The sequence below is a fragment of the Aequorivita vladivostokensis genome (assembly GCF_000952855.1).
Lineage (GTDB): Bacteria > Bacteroidota > Bacteroidia > Flavobacteriales > Flavobacteriaceae > Aequorivita > Aequorivita vladivostokensis.
The window spans coordinates 58,249-75,054 of the sequence record NZ_JSVU01000002.1 but is presented as its reverse complement, the minus strand read 5'-3'; the positions used below and the strand labels follow the sequence as shown (position 1 = coordinate 75,054).

The following is a 16,806-nucleotide window of genomic DNA, read 5'->3' as shown; positions in this document are numbered from 1 at the left end:
CGCAATTCCTTATTTTTGCGCCAAAATTTCCTATAATGCAAAAAAAGATTGCTTCCGTTCTTTTCTCCACTCGATTAACCGCCGTTTTATTTATAGTTTTTGCAGCAGCCATGGCTGCCGGAACCTTTATGGATGCCGACTCTCAAAGTCCGCCAACTCCCTACACGCGCGAACTTATCTACAACGCGTGGTGGTTTGAGGCAATTATGTTGCTTTTCGTTATCAACTTTGTCGGAAATATATTTCGATATAATCTTCACAAGCGCAAAATGTGGGCTTCGTTGATGCTTCACGTATCTTTTATTTTGGTGATTATTGGTGCTTTTGTAACGCGTTACATAGGTTTTGAAGGCGTTATGCACATTCGCGAAGGCCAAACTGAAAATACCATTCTTTCGGAACAGACCTACCTCGATGTATTTATTGATGGCGATTATATGATTGATGGCGTGGCGCAACGGAGAAAGGTGAAACCTAAAAAATTGAGACTTTCAGAAAAGCTGAACAACGACTTTAAAATAGAAACCGATTATAACAACCAGGCGGTAACTATTAAATATAAAGATTTTATTGATGGCGCTGTGGAAGGCCTAACACCGAACGAAAATGGCGAGGAATATATTAAAATCGTGGAATCTGGCGATGGCGAGCGTCACGACCATTGGGTGAAAGTGGGAGAGGTCTCAAATATCCACAACATACTTTTTGCGGTTAACAAACCTACGGAAGGCGCTATAAACATAACTTATTCCGAGGATGGGGAGTACACCATCTCCAGTCCATTTGAGGGCGACTATATGCGAATGGCTGACCAATTGCAGGGCGAAGTTGTTGCAGACAGTGTGCAGCCTTTCAATCTGCGCTCACTGTACCGAATTGGCGGTATTTCGTTCGTAGTGCCGGAACCCGTCACTAAAGGTGAGTTCGGGATAGTGGCGGCCACTCCCGACCAGCCGAATAATCAGGATGCGCTGATTCTTGAAATATCTTCGGGCAACGAAACAAAAACGGTCTCCTTGCTCGGCGGCAAAGGGACGGCGCCCAATCCGGTGGAAACGGAAATTGCAGGCTTAAAAGTTTATACCAGTTATGGTTCTAAGGAAATTGAATTGCCATTCAGTATAACGCTGAATGATTTTATTGCCGAAAAATATCCAGGTACCGAAAAAGGATACTCCTCTTTTAAAAGTAAAGTAACGGTAATCAATGAAGACCAATCCCATTTTGATGCAGACATCTTTATGAACAACGTGCTGGACCACGAAGGGTATCGATTCTTCCAGTCCGGTTTTGATCCCGATGAGGGAGGGACAATCCTCTCCGTAAACCACGATTGGTGGGGCACTTGGATAACCTATATTGGCTATTTCTTTTTGTACCTTGGTTTAATGGCCATTCTGTTTAGCAAGCATAGCCGTTTTGGAAAACTGGAGGAAATTTTAAGCAGAATAAAGCGAAAGAAAAAGAATATGGTTACCGTAATGATATTGCTGTTTTCGCTCTCTGGATTTGCCCAGCAGCATCCGCCCTCTGCGCACACACCTCCTCCGAAAGCGCAAATTGATTCATTGATAAAGGCAAACGCTGTAAGCAAGGAGCACGCGGCTGAATTTGGCCATCTGATAATTCAGGACAACGGGCGGATGAAACCCGTAAATACCTTTGCAAGCGAGCTTTTGCGTAAAATAAGCAGAAGTGAAACCTATGAAGGCTTGGATGCGAATCAGGTTTTTATTTCGATGACAGAATTTCCTCGTCTTTGGGTAGAAGTTCCTTTGATTGCCTTAAAACGCGGCAACGACAGTATTCGTCACGTGGCCGGCGTGCCAGAAGGCCAAAAGGATATTGCCCTGCTCGACCTTTTTGATGAAAAAGGAAATTATAAGTTGGAGCCTTATTTGGAAGCTGCAACGCGCACCAATACGCCCAACCAATTTCAGAAGGACTTTATTCGCGCCCACGAAAACTTTTCACTTTTGAATGCTGCCCTTAGCGGAAGTATTCTGAAAATTTTCCCCATTCCCGGCGATGAAGGCAACAAATGGGTTTCGTATCCGGAATTGGGAGAGGCCAATTTAAAAGGAATGGATTCCTTATATGCCAAAAATATTCTGCCACTTTATTTTGATAGTTTAAAGAAAGCGCGCCAAACCGGAGATTACACGCAGGCGAATGAATTTTTGCAAAGCATAACCAACTTCCAGAAAAAATATGGAGAAGAAGTGATGCCTTCAGAAAACAAGCTTCGTGCAGAAACAATTTACAACAAGGCAGATATTTTCAATAGGCTATATAAATACTTTGCGGTGTTTGGAATTTTAATGATGGCATTTATTATTGCACAACTTTTCAAGGATCGAAAAATACTTCGCACCCTCATCAAAGGTTCAAAAATTATAATGTGGATATTCTTTGCTTTGATGACGCTGGGTCTGGCCTTGCGCTGGTACGTGAGTGGCCACGCCCCGTGGAGTGATGCTTATGAATCCGTAGTTTATGTAGCTTGGGCTACAATATTTTTTGGATTGGCATTTGGAAGACGAAGCGATTTAACCGTAGCCTCCACAGCTTTTGCGGGTGCCATCATACTTTGGGTAGCCCACGAAAATTGGTTAGACCCATCCATATCAACCTTACAGCCTGTTTTGGACAGTTATTGGTTGATGATACACGTGGCGGTGATAGTAATGAGCTACGGACCTTTCACCTTGGGAATGATTCTGGGCGCAACATCGTTGTTTCTAATGATTTTTACCACAAAGCGAAATTTTAAAAATATGGAAATCAACATTAGCGAGTTGACCGTTGTAACGGAAATGGCGCTGACCGTTGGTTTGGTGTTGCTCACCATAGGTAACTTTTTGGGAGGCCAATGGGCCAACGAAAGCTGGGGGCGCTATTGGGGCTGGGACCCGAAAGAAACCTGGGCGCTTATCAGTATTATGATTTACGCGTTTGTAATCCATGCGCGCCTTGTTCCCGGGCTTCGAGGACGCTGGACATTTAACGTTTTGGCGATGTTTGCCTACGCCTCAATTATGATGACCTATTTTGGGGTGAATTTTTACCTGAGTGGCTTACATTCCTACGCAAGCGGGGATGCACCTGCAACGCCAACCTTTGTTTGGTGGATAACGCTGTTTGCAGTTATTTTGAGTGCCGTGGCGTATTTTAGATATAAAAAGTTTTATGGGAAGAAAAGCAAGTCTAAAAAGAAAGCTATTGAATAAAAAATGACCACGAATTCACGAATTATTATTTAAAAATATTCGTGAGTTCGTGGCCTAAAAAATCTACCGACTACCGACTACGGACTACCGACTTCTCTAAACCATATTTTCCGGTTTTACCCATTCATCAAACTCTTCGGCAGTTAAATAGCCGAGATTTACAGCTTCTTCTTTTAGCGTTGTACCGTTTTTATGTGCCGTGTTTGCAATTTCCGCAGCTTTGTAATAACCTATCTTTGGATTGAGGGCAGTAACCAGCATCAAGCTATTGTTCATCTGTTTTTTGATTACTTCGTAATTGGGCTCAATACCCTGAGCGCAGTGAATATCAAATGAAACACAGGCATCGCCAAGTAATTCGGCTGACTGGAGGAAATTGGCAGCCATCACTGGTTTAAAAACGTTTAGCTCAAATTGTCCCTGCATTCCACCTACGGCAATAGCCATATCGTTCCCGATTACCTGTGCGCAAACCATAGTAAGCGCTTCGCATTGGGTTGGGTTTACTTTTCCGGGCATAATGGAGGAGCCGGGTTCGTTTGCCGGAATGTTTATTTCGCCAATTCCACTTCTCGGTCCGCTGGCGAGCATCCGCACATCATTCGCTATTTTATTCAATGACACCGCCAATTGCTTTAAAGCGCCGTGGCTTTCCACCAAAGCATCGTGTGCGGCAAGGGCTTCAAACTTGTTTTTAGCAGTTACAAAAGGCAGGTCGGTAAATTTTGCGATGTATTCGGCAACTTTAACATCGTAACCTTTTGGAGTGTTCAATCCTGTTCCAACTGCAGTTCCGCCCAAAGCTAGTTCGGCCAAATGTGGCAGGGTGTTTTTTAAGGCTTTAATTCCGTGCTCAAGCTGTGCGGCGTACCCGCTAAATTCCTGCCCGAGGGTTAGGGGAGTGGCATCCATAAAATGGGTACGGCCTATTTTTACCACATCCTTGAAATCCGATGCTTTTTTGGAAAGTGTTTTCTGAAGTTGCTCCACACCGGGAATGGTATTTTCAATCAATTTTTTGTAGGCAGCAATGTGCATACCCGTTGGGAAAGTATCGTTTGATGATTGCGATTTGTTAACATCGTCATTGGGTTGGAGCGTTTTTTCGCCTTCGCCTATGGTCTTTCCCGCAAGTTGGTGGGCACGGTTCGCAATCACTTCATTCACGTTCATATTGCTTTGGGTGCCGCTTCCAGTTTGCCAGATTACTAACGGAAACTGATCGTCGTGCTTTCCTTCCAAAATCTCATCGCAAACCTTGGCAATCAAATCTCTTTTTTCTTCGGAGAGTACGCCGAGGTCGCAATTGGTGTAGGCGGCTGCTTTCTTTAAATAGGCAAACCCGTAAATAATTTCCATAGGCATGGAAGCACGCGGACCGATTTTAAAATTTTCAAAAGAACGCTCGGTTTGCGCTCCCCAAAGTTTGTCGGCAGGTACTTTTACCTCGCCCATGGTGTCTTTTTCTATTCTATATTGCATTGTGAATGTGTTTTGAAAGTTTATAAAAGAACTCTTCGTACAAAGTTTTAGAGCTCAAAGGCAAAGGTAACGAAAAGGCAAAAGTTGTTCAACCCGCACGGCTGTTTATTTGTTGTGAATAAATCGAAAAGTTTTGTTGCCGTTTTTCAAAAAAACCTATTATCTTTGGGGCATCATTTAAAACGCCACATCATGTTTACATTTGAACAATATTTAGGTTTTCTTGCTTTTTTAGCTATTCTTACTATGGGATTTTGGTTAATGATATTCTTAGTGAGTATTCTTCCCTATTGGATTGGGGGCGCACTTTATGAAAACTGGAAATTGAAGCGTGAGGCAAAACGTAAAAACGAAATGAAGTAAATTAACTTCAGCAATTGATATAAAAAAAGGGAACCAATTTTGGTTCCCTTTTTTATTGGCAATTAATCCCGGTTTAACCCTCAAATCCACCCTCGTCAAATCCGCCACCTCTTTCTGGGCGTTGACGCTGTTTCTTTTGGTTAAAACGGTAGGTAAAAGTTAAGGTCACCTGGCGCTGTCTCCATTGAAATTCGCTTTCACTGGTAAAATAATCTGTGGTAGTAAGACTGTTTCTTTTTCGGGTATTAAAAAGATCGCTTACGTTCAGGGCCAAAGTTCCGTTATCGTCCATAATATCCTTGCTCATTGCCATATCTACTGAAAGGATACCATCTGTTTCAGTCTGCGAATTATTGGATGGCCCTCTGTAGAAAGCGTTGGTCTGCCATTCAATCTTGGCGGGGAGTTTTACCTTACTGCTGAAACGTCCGAAATAACTGGTATTCTCGGCGCCATAATCAATATCATTATAGAATCCTTCGGTTTTAAATAGGAAATAATTGAAGCTTCCGTTTAAGTTAAGCCATTTTGTAGGATTGTAAAGTAAACCTAGTTCAAAACCGTAACGCTCGTTTGTGGAAAGGTTTATGGGAAGCGTACGGATTACGGGAATATCGTTACTAGTTAATTCGCCCGTTTCTTGCTGCACTCTTTCAAAAGCATCGGTTTCGTATTGATAGTAAAGGGAGGTAGTCAACGTTAATTTTTTCCAACGTTTTAAGTAACCCAAATCAAAAGCACTGGCAAAGGCAGGATCCAAATCTGGATTTCCCTGAAATATGTTCGCTTCACTTGAGCGCGATGGGAACGGGTTTATAAACCAATGGCGCGGTCTGTTTATACGTCTGTTGTAACCTAGAGTAATGTTTTCGTTTTCCTTTAGTTCATAGGTTAGGTTTACGGTAGGGAAGAGGCCGGTATAGTTTTTATCAAAATTTAGATTTATAGGTGTTTCGCCTACCAGATTTTCGGCATCTACCTTTCCTTTTAACTGGGTATTCTCTACGCGCAGACCTAACAGAAAGGAGAACTTTCCGAATTTATTTCCATATTGGGAATATAAAGCATGCACGTTTTCATTATAGGTGAAAATGTTTGAGATGCTATCATTTCTAACAAAAATGCCCGTGGTTCCAGTTTCCTCCAACAGGGTGTAGTCTGTAATGTTTTCTTCAAAATTGCCGCGGTATCCAGCTTCAAATTGTGCATTTTCTCCTATTGGCAGCACATAATCGGCCTGCGCTAAATATTCGGTCTGGTTTTGTTTTTGAATTATATCTTCAGAAGGCAATACCTGGATATTTGGAAATAAACGCCTCTCCGTAATAAAGGAACTCTCAGTTTCCTTGTCTTTTTCATACTGAAAATCGGCGGTTAATTTATGGCCGTTATCATTGAAATTATTTACGTAATTTAATGCGAGCTGGTAGGTTTCATCATCTTCCGCTTCGTTCTCAATTCTGGTAATGCGCTCCTTTACTTCACCCAAATTATAATTTGAAGTATTATTGGTAGTCTCGTCATTGCCGTCACCTTTTCTATAGAAGGCGCTCGCCGTAATGGAAGATTTGTCGGTAAGGAAATATTCAATGCCTAAATTGGTATTGAAACCCTTGCCCATACGGTCGTATTTCCTGGCTTCGATAACGCGATCGAATTTAGGCTCAAAGGTAATTGGCTCTCCTTCATCGTCCAAAATGGGCTCTCCATTTTCGTCCAAAAGTGGGCGCGCTTTGTAAGTATTGTTGAAGAAAGCGTTTCCGGGTCCATTCCGATAATATATGCCCGTGGTATTGAAAATATTAAATTTATTTGTACGGAGATTAATGTTGGTCGTTGCGTTACTATTTAGTGGAACGCCAATACTTGTACTTAACGAACCATTGAGGCCGAGCGTTTTTTCCTTTTTCAGAATAATATTTAAGATTCCGGCGGTTCCTTCTGCATCATATCTGGCAGAAGGCGAGGTAATTACCTCAACACGCTCAATGGCTTCGGCGGGCAATTGGCGCAAGGCATCTGTAGAACCAAATCCTGCAATGGCCGATGGTTTCCCGTTGATGAGAATACGTACGTTCTCATTTCCGCGTAGGGCGATTGCTCCGTCAATATCTACCGTAACCGAAGGCACATTATTCAGGGCATCGCTCACCGTAGCTCCTCCCGATGTAAGGTCTTTCCCAATATTGTATATTTTTTTATCGAGCCTAATTTGTACTTCCGTGGTTTCTGCACGTACTACTACTTCATCAAGACTTGCCGCATCCAGGGCCAATTTTACCGTTGGCAGCGTGGTGTTTTTGGTTAAATTTTGATTGGGAAGCTCTTTGGTTTTATACGAGATAAATTCATATTTCACCGTATAAACATCAGCGGGTACTTCGATACTGTATTTACCATCGATATCGGTGATTCCGCCGGTAACGGTCTTTCCTTCTCGGTTTATGAAGGAAACGGTGGAATATTCTAAAGGATAATCGGTACCCTCTTCTAGAATGGTTCCTTTAATGGTAATTTGTTTTTTTCCAGGATTTTGGGCCAAGAGTAAGGTCGAGGCAAGAACGAGTAGTAAAGAGAGCTTTATCTTCATATAATTTTTAGCAATTTTGACCCACGAAAATAGCCGTGGTTTAATTGGAAACTGCTAAATTCTTGTTAAATAAAAATGCTCAAACTATAAAATATCCAGCACTTTCTCGGGAGGTCTGCCCACAACGGCATGCGTGCCCTTTATGGCTATGGGCCGTTCAATCAATTTCGGATGTTGAATCATGGCATCTATAACCTCTTCATTGGTGAGATTCTTTCCTTTGTAATTTTCCCTCCACTCGGCTTCCTGTTTTCTTACAAGTTCGATGGGGTCTATGCCCAAAAGTTCTATAACTTGCTTCAGCTCTTGGTGCGTGGGCGGGTTTTCAAGATATTTTACAATTTCAATGGTTTCGCCTTCTTCTTCCAAAAGTTGAAGAGCTTGGCGCGATTTGCTGCAGCGGGGGTTGTGGTAGAGGGTTGTCATATTTTATAATAAAGTTCTACTTTTTTGATAATTCTTCCAGTTCCAATTTATAGTCATATTGCAAATCTTCGTGCAGGGTTTCTACTTTTTTTGAAATATAATCAATCTGCCGGTTGTATAAATTGGTAAGGGTAGTATTTCGTTTTATGGATGGTTTGAAGTTTTTCAGCTTTTCACAAAAATAGAGCAAAAGTTCCACTTCGGTCTCTTTGTTTTGCGAATAGCGGATGAATTTTTTCAGCTCCCTCAAAATTTTCCGGACGCTCTTTTTTATGTAAAAAAATGTTTTGGTATTTATAGTTTCAAAATCTGTATCAACCTTGGCTTTTATGCTTTGGATGTACGTTTCCTCATCTGCAGATTCAAACAAAAGATAGGTGAGCAGCTCCTTATTTTCCTTTTTGAATTTTGCAAGGCGAAGGCAAAGCTCCAGCAATTCCTGGGTGGAGCGGTGGTTTAGTTCGGTTTTTATTTCTTTGAGCGATGCAGCCTTCATATAAGGTTTGAATAATAGTAAAATATTTAATCTCGGTTTTGCACGAAGATATATTCTTATGAATAAAAAATTGCGGCTTGACCGTTATTTAACGGAACGATTTATAGATTGGTACTCATTTTTATGTACTTTTAAAATCGTAAAATTCTGAAATGAAAATACTAAAAACCTTCCAACCTTTTCTATTTTGTTCGTTGTTTCCTCTGGCGACATTTTCACAAGCAAATTTACCGGATAAAATTTATGAAACCTATGATAAAATTGTGGGGCTGGACAACACGGGCCTGTATAACGGGACTGAGTTCACAGATCTGTTTTTGAATACGGACGGCACGTTTAGATATTACCAAGGTTATGATTACACAAAAGGTTCGATTACTTACAATGGCCAGTATTACGTAAATGTCCTGCTGAAATACGATCTGTTGCGCGACAATCTGCTAACCCGGTCTGATGACAATCTGAGCATTTTTAATGTGAAATTTATTCCAGCGTTTTTAGATTCATTTTCCATTCATAACCACAAATTTGTAAGACTTCCCAATGTGGATTTGGGTCTTGGCGGTAACGGTTTTTATGAAGCCGCCTATCTTGGAAATGATTTGGAATTGTACATAAAGCACACAAAAAAAATGAAGGATAGAGCCCTGAGGAATGGTATTCAATATAGATTTTCTGAAGCCAATTATTATGTGTTGAAATATAATGGGAAGTATGCCATCCTTGGCTCCCCACGGGACATTCGGCAACTGCTTCCGGAGAAAGCTGGGGAAATTCGAGAGTTTTATAAAAGTTATAAAGCCATACGAAAATCAAACCCAGACTTATTTATGACAAAGCTTGTTACCTATCTCGATGGGCGGGATTCCAACTCAAACCAACAGTAACCTGAAGCCAAAGTTCTGCATGAAAAATATAATTCTTGTCCTCGCCATAGTTTTAATGTCATCACCTGGGCTTTTTGGGCAAAACAACCAAAACATAACCGCAAGTTTTAAGAATACGCCGCTAAAGGAAGCAATTCTGAAGGTTGAATCGCTTTCAGAAAAAACCTTCTATTTTGATGAAGCGTGGCTGAAGGGACATTTTGTGACGAAGGATTTTCAGAATGAGTCCCTTCGTGAGGTGCTGGACGAGCTTTTCAGCAATACAAATATCAACTACATTTTGAAGGATGGCAAAGTCATCTTGCTGAACAATACTTACATTTATACCGAACTGCCCCCAGATTATTTTAACGAAGCAAAACCCGATAAAAACGCAGTTGAAAATAATAACGCGCCCATTTTTCAAGAGGAATATATTTCACAGGGCGCCGTTCAGACCAGAAAATTGGTTACCATTGGCAAACAACGCCCCAACGTCGCTAACAAAACATATACGCTCTCGGGTGTTTTTAGAAATTCAAAGACCGGGGAACCGCTTCAAAATCTTTCCATTTCTACCATTGACAGGACAAAATATGCCGTAACCGATGCCGAAGGCCGCTACAGTATTCGGCTTCCGTATGGTCTGAATAAGTTGGAGACCAATCTTTTGGGATTTGAAAAAATTCGGCAGGATATAATTATGTACGGCGATGGCTCGCTAAATATCGACTTGCGCGAAAACACCGAATCGCTTGAAGAAGTTGTGGTAAAATCAAACAAAGACGCCAACGTGCGCGATGCCGTGGTGGGCGTTACCAATATTGATATTGAATCCATTAAAACCATTCCCCTTGTTTTGGGCGAGCGCGATATTTTAAAAGTCGCCACAACCATGCCCGGAATAAAAACCACTGGTGAAGGTTCCAGCGGCTTTAACGTGCGCGGCGGCAGGGCAGACCAAAACCTTATCTTGCTGGATGATGCCGTGCTGTATAATCCATCGCACTTTTTGGGCTTCTTTTCTGCGGTAAATCCCTTTACCACCGGAAGCCTTGAAATTTACAAGGCGAGCATTCCCGCTGAATACGGGGGAAGGCTCTCCTCGGTTTTTGATATTGAAACCAAATCGGGCGATATGGAAAAATTTAAAGGTGAGGGTTCCGTAGGGCCAATTACCGCCAATCTTGCCGTTGAAGTGCCCATTGTTAAGGAAAAAGCTTCGGTAATAGCCGGTTTTAGGGCTACCTATTCCGATTGGATTTTAAGAAGTCTTGACGAAGAGGAACTGAAAAACAGCGAGGCTTCCTTTTATGATGGCATTGTGAAGTACAAGCACAATATTGATAACAACAATTCCCTACAAGGTACTTTTTATTATAGCAAAGACCGTTTCAGCATAACTTCAGATTCTATTTTTGATTACAGCAACCGCTTGATTTCATTAAAATACGGTCATACGTTCAGTGAAAGGAGTAGGGCAGAACTCATTTTGGTAAACAGCCAATACAAATATGGAGTGAACTATGAGGCAGACGCCAACGAGGATTTCGATTTTGGGTATGAGTTGAACGAATATCAGGCAAAGTTGAATCTCAATTACAAACTAAGCCCCAAGCATAAACTCAGCTATGGGTTGAGCAGTAAACTGTATTCCATAGACCCAGGAAATATTGTACCTATTGGCCCCAACTCTGATGTGGACCCGAAGACCATCGACCGTGAAAAAGGGTTAGAATCGGCCCTGTATCTTTCAGATTTGTTTGAAGTTAGCGACAAGTTTTTGCTGGATTTGGGATTGCGTTATTCTTTTTATATGGCGCTGGGTCCTTCCACCCAAAATGTTTATGAAGAAGGTGTTCCCAAAAGTGAAAGTTCGGTGATTGAAGTACGGGAGTTCGGTAAAAACGAATCGATTAAAACGTACAGCGGCCCAGAATATCGCATTGCCGCGCGCTATTTACTGGGGAATGATTTTTCGGTAAAAGGAGGCTTTAACAGGACTATCCAATATTTACATCTTCTTTCTACAAACACCACCCAATCGCCTACGGATATTTGGAAACTATCGGATTTGAACATTGCCCCGCAACGCGCCAACCAGTACAGTCTCGGGTTTTTTAAAAATCTTCCCGGCAAGGATGTAGAATTCAGCCTGGAAGGATATTACAAAACAATGGAGGATTTGCTGGATTATAAAATTGGCGCCCAATTAATTTTGAACGAAGACCTCGAAACAGACCTTTTACAAGGCGAGGGAAGGGCTTACGGTGTAGAGTTTTTGGTAAAAAAGAACTCGGGAAGATTCAATGGGTATGTGGGGTACAGCTATTCCCGGTCAGAGGTGAAACTGGACAGTCAGCTTATGCAGGAGCGGGTTAACAATGGTGAATTTTTTCCGGCAAATTATGACAAGCCCCACGACTTTTCGGTAGTTGCAAATTATAAGCTGACCAAGCGTTTCAGCTTTTCTGGAAATTTCACCTATCAAACCGGGAGACCGATTACCTATCCCATTGGGCGGTATGTGTTTGCAGGTGAGGAGCAGGTGCTTTACAGCGACCGCAACCAGTTCCGGATTCCGGATTATTACAGGCTGGATCTGGGCGTGAACATAGAGGGCAACCATAAATTGAATAAACTTGCGCATAGTTTTATTAATATTTCAGTATATAATGTTCTGGGAAGAAACAACCCTTACTCCGTGTTTTTCGTGAACGAGGAAGGTCAGATCAAGGCTTATAAAACTTCCATATTTTCGGTGCCGGTGCCAACAATAACGTATAACTTTAAGTTTTAGGAACTATGAGGATACCCTTTTTATATTTTATATTCTTTTCACTTACACTTTTGCAATTGAGCTGTACCGAACCCTATGAAATTGAAACCGTCGATTTTGAAAGTGTTCTGGTGGTAGAGAGCACGATAACCGATGAGTTAAAGCCTCAAATTGTGAAATTGAGCAAAACTTCAAGACTTGAGGATCCCGAAATTTTAACCGTGAACAATGCCACTGTAAACGTATCTGCAAGTGATGGCAATGCTTATAACTTCTATTGGGATAGTGAAACGGGCAATTATATTTCAGAACAAGCCTTTAGCGCAGTGCCCAATGTATCCTATACGTTGAAAATTGTTACGGCAGAAGGAAAACATTACATATCTACAGCGGTAACCTTGCCGCCCGAGGTCGAAATTGGCGAGGTATACGCCGAACGGATTGTGGATGGAACCGAAAACAAGGATGGCGTACAAGTTTTGGTAAACACCGAAGACCCCACGGGCAATGCAAAATATTTTAGGTATGAATATGAAGAAACTTATAAAATAGTTGCGCCATATCCTTCGCCTTATACTGCTCAGATTATAAATTTCAATCCGAATAGTGGTACTTACGACGTAGAGCTTACTCCGCGGGAACCCGAGATAATTTGTTATTCTACTGAGAATTCCACTGGTATTAATCAGACCGCTACAACAGAATTTAATGAAAACAGGATAGTTCGTTTTCCTGTAAAATATCTTTCTAAGTTGGACGCAAAACTGCAAACCCGTTACAGCATTTTGGTTAAACAATATGTACAAAGCGTAGAAGCATATACTTTTTATAAAATAGTGAAGGAACTAGGCAGTGTGGAGAGTCTACTATCGCAAGGTCAGCCAGGCTATGTTACGGGGAATATGGTTTCTGAAACAAAGCCCGACGAAAAGGTTATTGGCTTTTTTGAAGCCTCTTCAATGACTTCAAAAAGAATATATTTCAATTATGAGGACATCGGATTGGAAAAACCGCCTTATTTTATTGAATGCGAGGTACTTGCGTTGGATTATTGGGATGATACTACCTTGGACAATGACCCTAATGAAAGGGATGCCATACGCCAATATATAGAATATTTTGATTATCAAGTGCTCACGGTAAGTACCACGGGTATTTATAGAATCGTTCAGCAGGAGTGTGCCGTTTGCACCTCTTTTTCATCAAATGTAAGACCCACTTTTTGGGAAGATTGATTATGGTCAAAAAATTAATTATTATAGTATTCGTTTTTTTCGGAATTGCCGCATCGGCACAAATTTCTAAAAATGAGGTTGAAGTTGACGTCAATGTTTTTCCTAGGGAAGACGTGGTCCTTTCAATGAATTCGCAAGTATTGCTCGCAGGAGAGCTACTTCAGTATAAAGCGAATACACTTAACACCTCAAAGCGGCCAAACTTGCTTAGTAAGGTTGTCTATGTTTCCCTAAGAAATCAAAACGACTCTGTGGTTTTTCACCATAAATTAAAGGTAGAACAGGGAACTGCGAACGGAGATTTTTTCCTGCCTTCCAATTTGAGGACGGGCATTTATAAACTGATTGCATATACCAATTTTTCAAGAAACAATCCGCAGGACGCCTTTGCGCAGAAAGATATATATGTGATCAACACTTTTGAAAAAATGGATCGTGCCCCGCAAGCAAGGGATTCCATAAAAATTACCGCTTCCTCAAAAAATGATTTCCCAAAAGTTGAAGAGAATGCTGAAGGGCTCACTATTAATATAAATAAGAATACTTATGGTTTCCGTGAGAAGATAACTCTGCAGGTGGAAGCAGACGCCAATATTTCAAAGGGGAATTATACACTTTCCGTACGAAAAATTAATCCTGTTGAAATTTTCGGACGAGTTTCAAAATGGGAGGAAGATAAAGCTTCTGAAATTTTTTATGTGCCAGAGCTTCGCGGCGAGCTTATTTCGGGCGTTGTTCGCGCCAAACTCGACAGTTCACCTGCACCAAATAAAGAAGTCGTGCTCACGATTCCCGGAGTGGATTATGTGGCAAAAATTGCGAAAACCAATTCTGAGGGGCGTTTCTTCTTTTCGGTAACCGAAGCCTATAATGCTGAAAAAAGTATTGTCCAATTGTATGGCGATGAGGAAGTGAGAAACAATTACAAGGTAGTTTTGGATAGCAAGGAATTGAAGCTGCGGCCCAATGAACCTTATTTTTTGAAGTTGGATGCGGAACTAAAACAATGGCTACAGGAAAGGAGTGTCCAATTGCAAGTGGAAAACGCCTATTTTGATGTAAAGAAAGACAGCATTTTAAAAAACAAGATCAATCCTGCCTTTTTTGATGACTTGGGCACTGTTTTCACGCTTGATGATTATACAAGATTTCCTACCGTTAGGGAAACCTTCGTTGAAATTGTAACCCTTGCCGCCATTAGGGGCAAGGATGGCGAAAGTAGATTTGTCGTGAACAATGCGTATGATCCCAACGGTATCGCTAAATTCAACACTGCGGATCCCCTGGTCTTGATGGATGGAATGTTCATTCAGGATAATACTGAACTCATAAACTACAATGCACGCGACATACAGCGAATTCGAGTGGTCAACGAACCCTACCGTTATGGCTCCCGAATTTTTAGCGGAATCATTGCAGTTGAAACAAAGAAAGGTGACTTCGTTCCCAAACTATCCCCTGAATATGTCGAGGAAATAAGCCTTCAGCCGATGATTAGGGATAAAAAATATTATAGGCCGGATTACGGCCAAAATCCTTCACTCAAAAGGATTCCGGATTATCGCGTACAATTGCTTTGGGAGCCCAATATTATGCTCACAAACGGTAACTATGAAACATCTTTTTACACTTCGGACGTTTCGGATGTTTTTGAAATTTGGATAGAAGGTTTTAGCGAAGAGGGCACGTACATTTCGACTAAAAAATATTTTGAAGTAATTGAATGATAGGGTTTTTATGTTAAAAAAGATGCTTCCAATGTTAAAATTTAATTAAAAATGTTTTAACTTTAGTAGCTATATTTAAACAACTTTCAAACCAATCTCTCCATGCTTCACTGGAAAGCAACTTATATAATTCTTGCGATCGTCTTCGCGGTCATTGGTTTTATTGGTATTGGCGATGGGGGATTGGAACCGGCAAAATATATTTCCGGTATTTTTTTAGTGCTGTTGTTGGTATTTTGGGCCAGTGATTATTTGGGTAGGCGCAAAAGTTAAAATTTCCACGACCAATCTATTGTTTTAAAATTTTCCCTATCTTTACAAGACTATCATATCGGGGTGCTTAAGTCTAAAAAACAGCTGAGAATATACCCGCAAAACTTCGAAACGGATAATGCCAGCAGAAGGAATTATGATTTGCAAAGGGAACGAAGATTTTAGAATCTTGTTCCCTTTGTTTTTTAAAGCTCATCACTCTTCTCCTTCTGCCCCGTCATCATCAAATACGCCTTTAAAAACTCGTCAATCTCACCGTCCAGCATTGCATCTGTATTTCCGGTTTCATGGCCTGTGCGCACGTCTTTCACCAATTTATAAGGATGCAGTACATAGTTGCGAATTTGCGAGCCCCATTCTATGGCAAGCTTGCTGTCCTCAATCTCGGCTCGCTGGGCCATTTGTTTCCGAAGTTCTATTTCATACAATTGAGATTTCAGCATCTGCATCGCCTTTTCGCGATTGTCCAGCTGGCTGCGGGTTTCACTGTTATGGATCACAATTCCCGAAGGGTGGTGGGTAAGTATGGCTTTTGTTTCTACTTTATTAACATTCTGACCGCCGGCACCGCTACTGCGGGCAAATTCCCAAGAAATATCGGCTGGGTTGATTTCAATTTCAATAGTGTCATCAACCAACGGATATACATAAACGCTCGCAAAACTTGTATGTCGCTTCGCATTGCTATCGAAGGGAGAAATACGCACCAAACGGTGCACGCCGTTTTCACTCTTTAACCAACCAAAGGCGTATTCGCCCTCGATTTCCAGGGTAACCGTTTTTACTCCGGCTACATCGCCCGCTTGAAAGTTGAGTTCCTTTACTTTATAATCGTTTTTCTGCGCCCACATCAGGTACATCCGCGAGAGCATTTGTGCCCAATCACAGCTTTCGGTTCCGCCGGCACCTGCGGTAATCTGCAAGACGGCGCTCATATCATCGCCTTCTTCGCCTAGCATATTCCGAAACTCCAAATTTTCAATGGCGCTTTTGGCTTTTTCAAAGGCAGCATCTACATTTTCGGCTTTGCCTTCACCTTCTTTATAAAATTCAAGCAGAATATCAGCTTCCTCGGTAAGTGTTTTTGCGGTTTCGTAGTCGGTTACCCACTTTTTTTTGGTCCGCAGTTCTTTCATAAAAGCCTCGGCTTGCTGTGGGTTGTTCCAAAAGTTGGGGTCAAAGGTTTTTTCTTCGTCGTTGGTAATCTCTATATTTTTCCCAGCAATGTCAAAGATAGTGCCTCAAGGCATCTAACCGCACCTTAAGGTCTTTTATTTGGTCTGTTGTTGTCATATTTTAGGTAAGAATTTTAGCAAAAATACTATTAACTTCGTGAGAC

Annotated in this window: 12 protein-coding genes; 7 read left to right on the top strand and 5 right to left on the bottom strand. The window is 41.4% G+C overall.

Features of this window, described 5'->3' with window-relative positions:
* Positions 1–35 precede the first annotated feature (35 nt).
* On the top strand, positions 36–3,230 hold the full coding sequence (gene ccsA / locus MB09_RS03080; protein ID WP_045079423.1) for a cytochrome c biogenesis protein CcsA: 3,195 nt from the start codon (positions 36–38) through the stop codon (positions 3,228–3,230).
* A gap of 96 nt (positions 3,231–3,326) precedes the next feature.
* Here ccsA and fumC read toward each other — a convergent pair whose 3' ends face one another.
* On the bottom strand, positions 3,327–4,712 hold the full coding sequence (gene fumC / locus MB09_RS03075) for a class II fumarate hydratase (protein ID WP_045079422.1): 1,386 nt from the start codon (positions 4,710–4,712) through the stop codon (positions 3,327–3,329).
* A 192-nt stretch (positions 4,713–4,904) separates the two neighbouring features.
* On the opposite strand from fumC, the gene MB09_RS16100 reads away from it, so the two are divergent.
* Complete coding sequence (locus tag MB09_RS16100) at positions 4,905–5,075, top strand: hypothetical protein (RefSeq protein ID WP_045079762.1); 171 nt, start codon at positions 4,905–4,907, stop codon at positions 5,073–5,075.
* 73 nt (positions 5,076–5,148) lie between these two features.
* Here MB09_RS16100 and MB09_RS03065 read toward each other — a convergent pair whose 3' ends face one another.
* The 3 genes from MB09_RS03065 to MB09_RS03055 all read right to left on the bottom strand — a co-directional run bounded on the left by MB09_RS03065 (position 5,149) and on the right by MB09_RS03055 (position 8,587).
* Complete coding sequence (locus MB09_RS03065; protein ID WP_045079421.1) at positions 5,149–7,665, bottom strand: outer membrane beta-barrel family protein; 2,517 nt, start codon at positions 7,663–7,665, stop codon at positions 5,149–5,151.
* An 84-nt stretch (positions 7,666–7,749) separates the two neighbouring features.
* Positions 7,750–8,091 carry an arsenate reductase (glutaredoxin) gene (gene arsC / locus MB09_RS03060; protein WP_045079420.1) on the bottom strand — a complete coding sequence of 114 codons (342 nt, stop codon included), beginning with the start codon at positions 8,089–8,091 and terminating at the stop codon, positions 7,750–7,752.
* Positions 8,092–8,107: 16 nt separating this feature from the next.
* Positions 8,108–8,587 carry a hypothetical protein gene (locus MB09_RS03055; protein WP_045079419.1) on the bottom strand — a complete coding sequence of 160 codons (480 nt, stop codon included), beginning with the start codon at positions 8,585–8,587 and terminating at the stop codon, positions 8,108–8,110.
* A 152-nt stretch (positions 8,588–8,739) separates the two neighbouring features.
* Between MB09_RS03055 and MB09_RS03050 the strand changes: the two genes are divergently transcribed.
* From MB09_RS03050 to MB09_RS15860, 5 genes are all read left to right on the top strand, one after another.
* Positions 8,740–9,474 (top strand): hypothetical protein, encoded by a 735-nt coding sequence (locus MB09_RS03050; RefSeq protein ID WP_045079418.1) that lies wholly within the window; start codon positions 8,740–8,742, stop codon positions 9,472–9,474.
* A 19-nt stretch (positions 9,475–9,493) separates the two neighbouring features.
* Positions 9,494–12,253 (top strand): carboxypeptidase-like regulatory domain-containing protein, encoded by a 2,760-nt coding sequence (locus tag MB09_RS03045; RefSeq protein ID WP_045079761.1) that lies wholly within the window; start codon positions 9,494–9,496, stop codon positions 12,251–12,253.
* 5 nt (positions 12,254–12,258) lie between these two features.
* On the top strand, positions 12,259–13,467 hold the full coding sequence (locus tag MB09_RS03040) for a DUF4249 domain-containing protein (protein WP_045079417.1): 1,209 nt from the start codon (positions 12,259–12,261) through the stop codon (positions 13,465–13,467).
* A gap of 2 nt (positions 13,468–13,469) precedes the next feature.
* Positions 13,470–15,194 (top strand): hypothetical protein, encoded by a 1,725-nt coding sequence (locus MB09_RS03035; RefSeq protein WP_045079416.1) that lies wholly within the window; start codon positions 13,470–13,472, stop codon positions 15,192–15,194.
* A 102-nt stretch (positions 15,195–15,296) separates the two neighbouring features.
* Positions 15,297–15,467: a DUF1328 family protein gene (locus MB09_RS15860; protein ID WP_117624762.1), complete on the top strand. Its 171-nt coding sequence runs from the start codon at positions 15,297–15,299 to the stop codon at positions 15,465–15,467.
* Between the two features lie 185 nt (positions 15,468–15,652).
* Here MB09_RS15860 and prfB read toward each other — a convergent pair.
* Positions 15,653–16,760, bottom strand: a protein-coding gene (prfB, locus tag MB09_RS03030) for a peptide chain release factor 2 (protein WP_117624761.1) whose coding sequence is annotated in 2 segments (ribosomal slippage) — positions 15,653–16,696 and positions 16,698–16,760 — 1,107 coding nt in all. Because the reading frame shifts where the segments join, the coding sequence is not laid out codon by codon here.
* Positions 16,761–16,806: the final 46 nt, after the last annotated feature.

Coding starts and splice junctions, on each gene's coding strand:
- arsC (WP_045079420.1), bottom strand. CDS start 8,091: ATGACAACCCTCTACCACAACCCCCGCTGCAGCAAATCGCGCCAAGCT.
- MB09_RS03055 (WP_045079419.1), bottom strand. CDS start 8,587: ATGAAGGCTGCATCGCTCAAAGAAATAAAAACCGAACTAAACCACCGC.
- MB09_RS16100 (WP_045079762.1), top strand. CDS start 4,905: ATGTTTACATTTGAACAATATTTAGGTTTTCTTGCTTTTTTAGCTATT.
- MB09_RS03050 (WP_045079418.1), top strand. CDS start 8,740: ATGAAAATACTAAAAACCTTCCAACCTTTTCTATTTTGTTCGTTGTTT.
- MB09_RS03035 (WP_045079416.1), top strand. CDS start 13,470: ATGGTCAAAAAATTAATTATTATAGTATTCGTTTTTTTCGGAATTGCC.
- MB09_RS03045 (WP_045079761.1), top strand. CDS start 9,494: ATGAAAAATATAATTCTTGTCCTCGCCATAGTTTTAATGTCATCACCT.
- fumC (WP_045079422.1), bottom strand. CDS start 4,712: ATGCAATATAGAATAGAAAAAGACACCATGGGCGAGGTAAAAGTACCT.
- MB09_RS03065 (WP_045079421.1), bottom strand. CDS start 7,665: ATGAAGATAAAGCTCTCTTTACTACTCGTTCTTGCCTCGACCTTACTC.
- MB09_RS03040 (WP_045079417.1), top strand. CDS start 12,259: ATGAGGATACCCTTTTTATATTTTATATTCTTTTCACTTACACTTTTG.
- MB09_RS15860 (WP_117624762.1), top strand. CDS start 15,297: ATGCTTCACTGGAAAGCAACTTATATAATTCTTGCGATCGTCTTCGCG.
- ccsA (WP_045079423.1), top strand. CDS start 36: ATGCAAAAAAAGATTGCTTCCGTTCTTTTCTCCACTCGATTAACCGCC.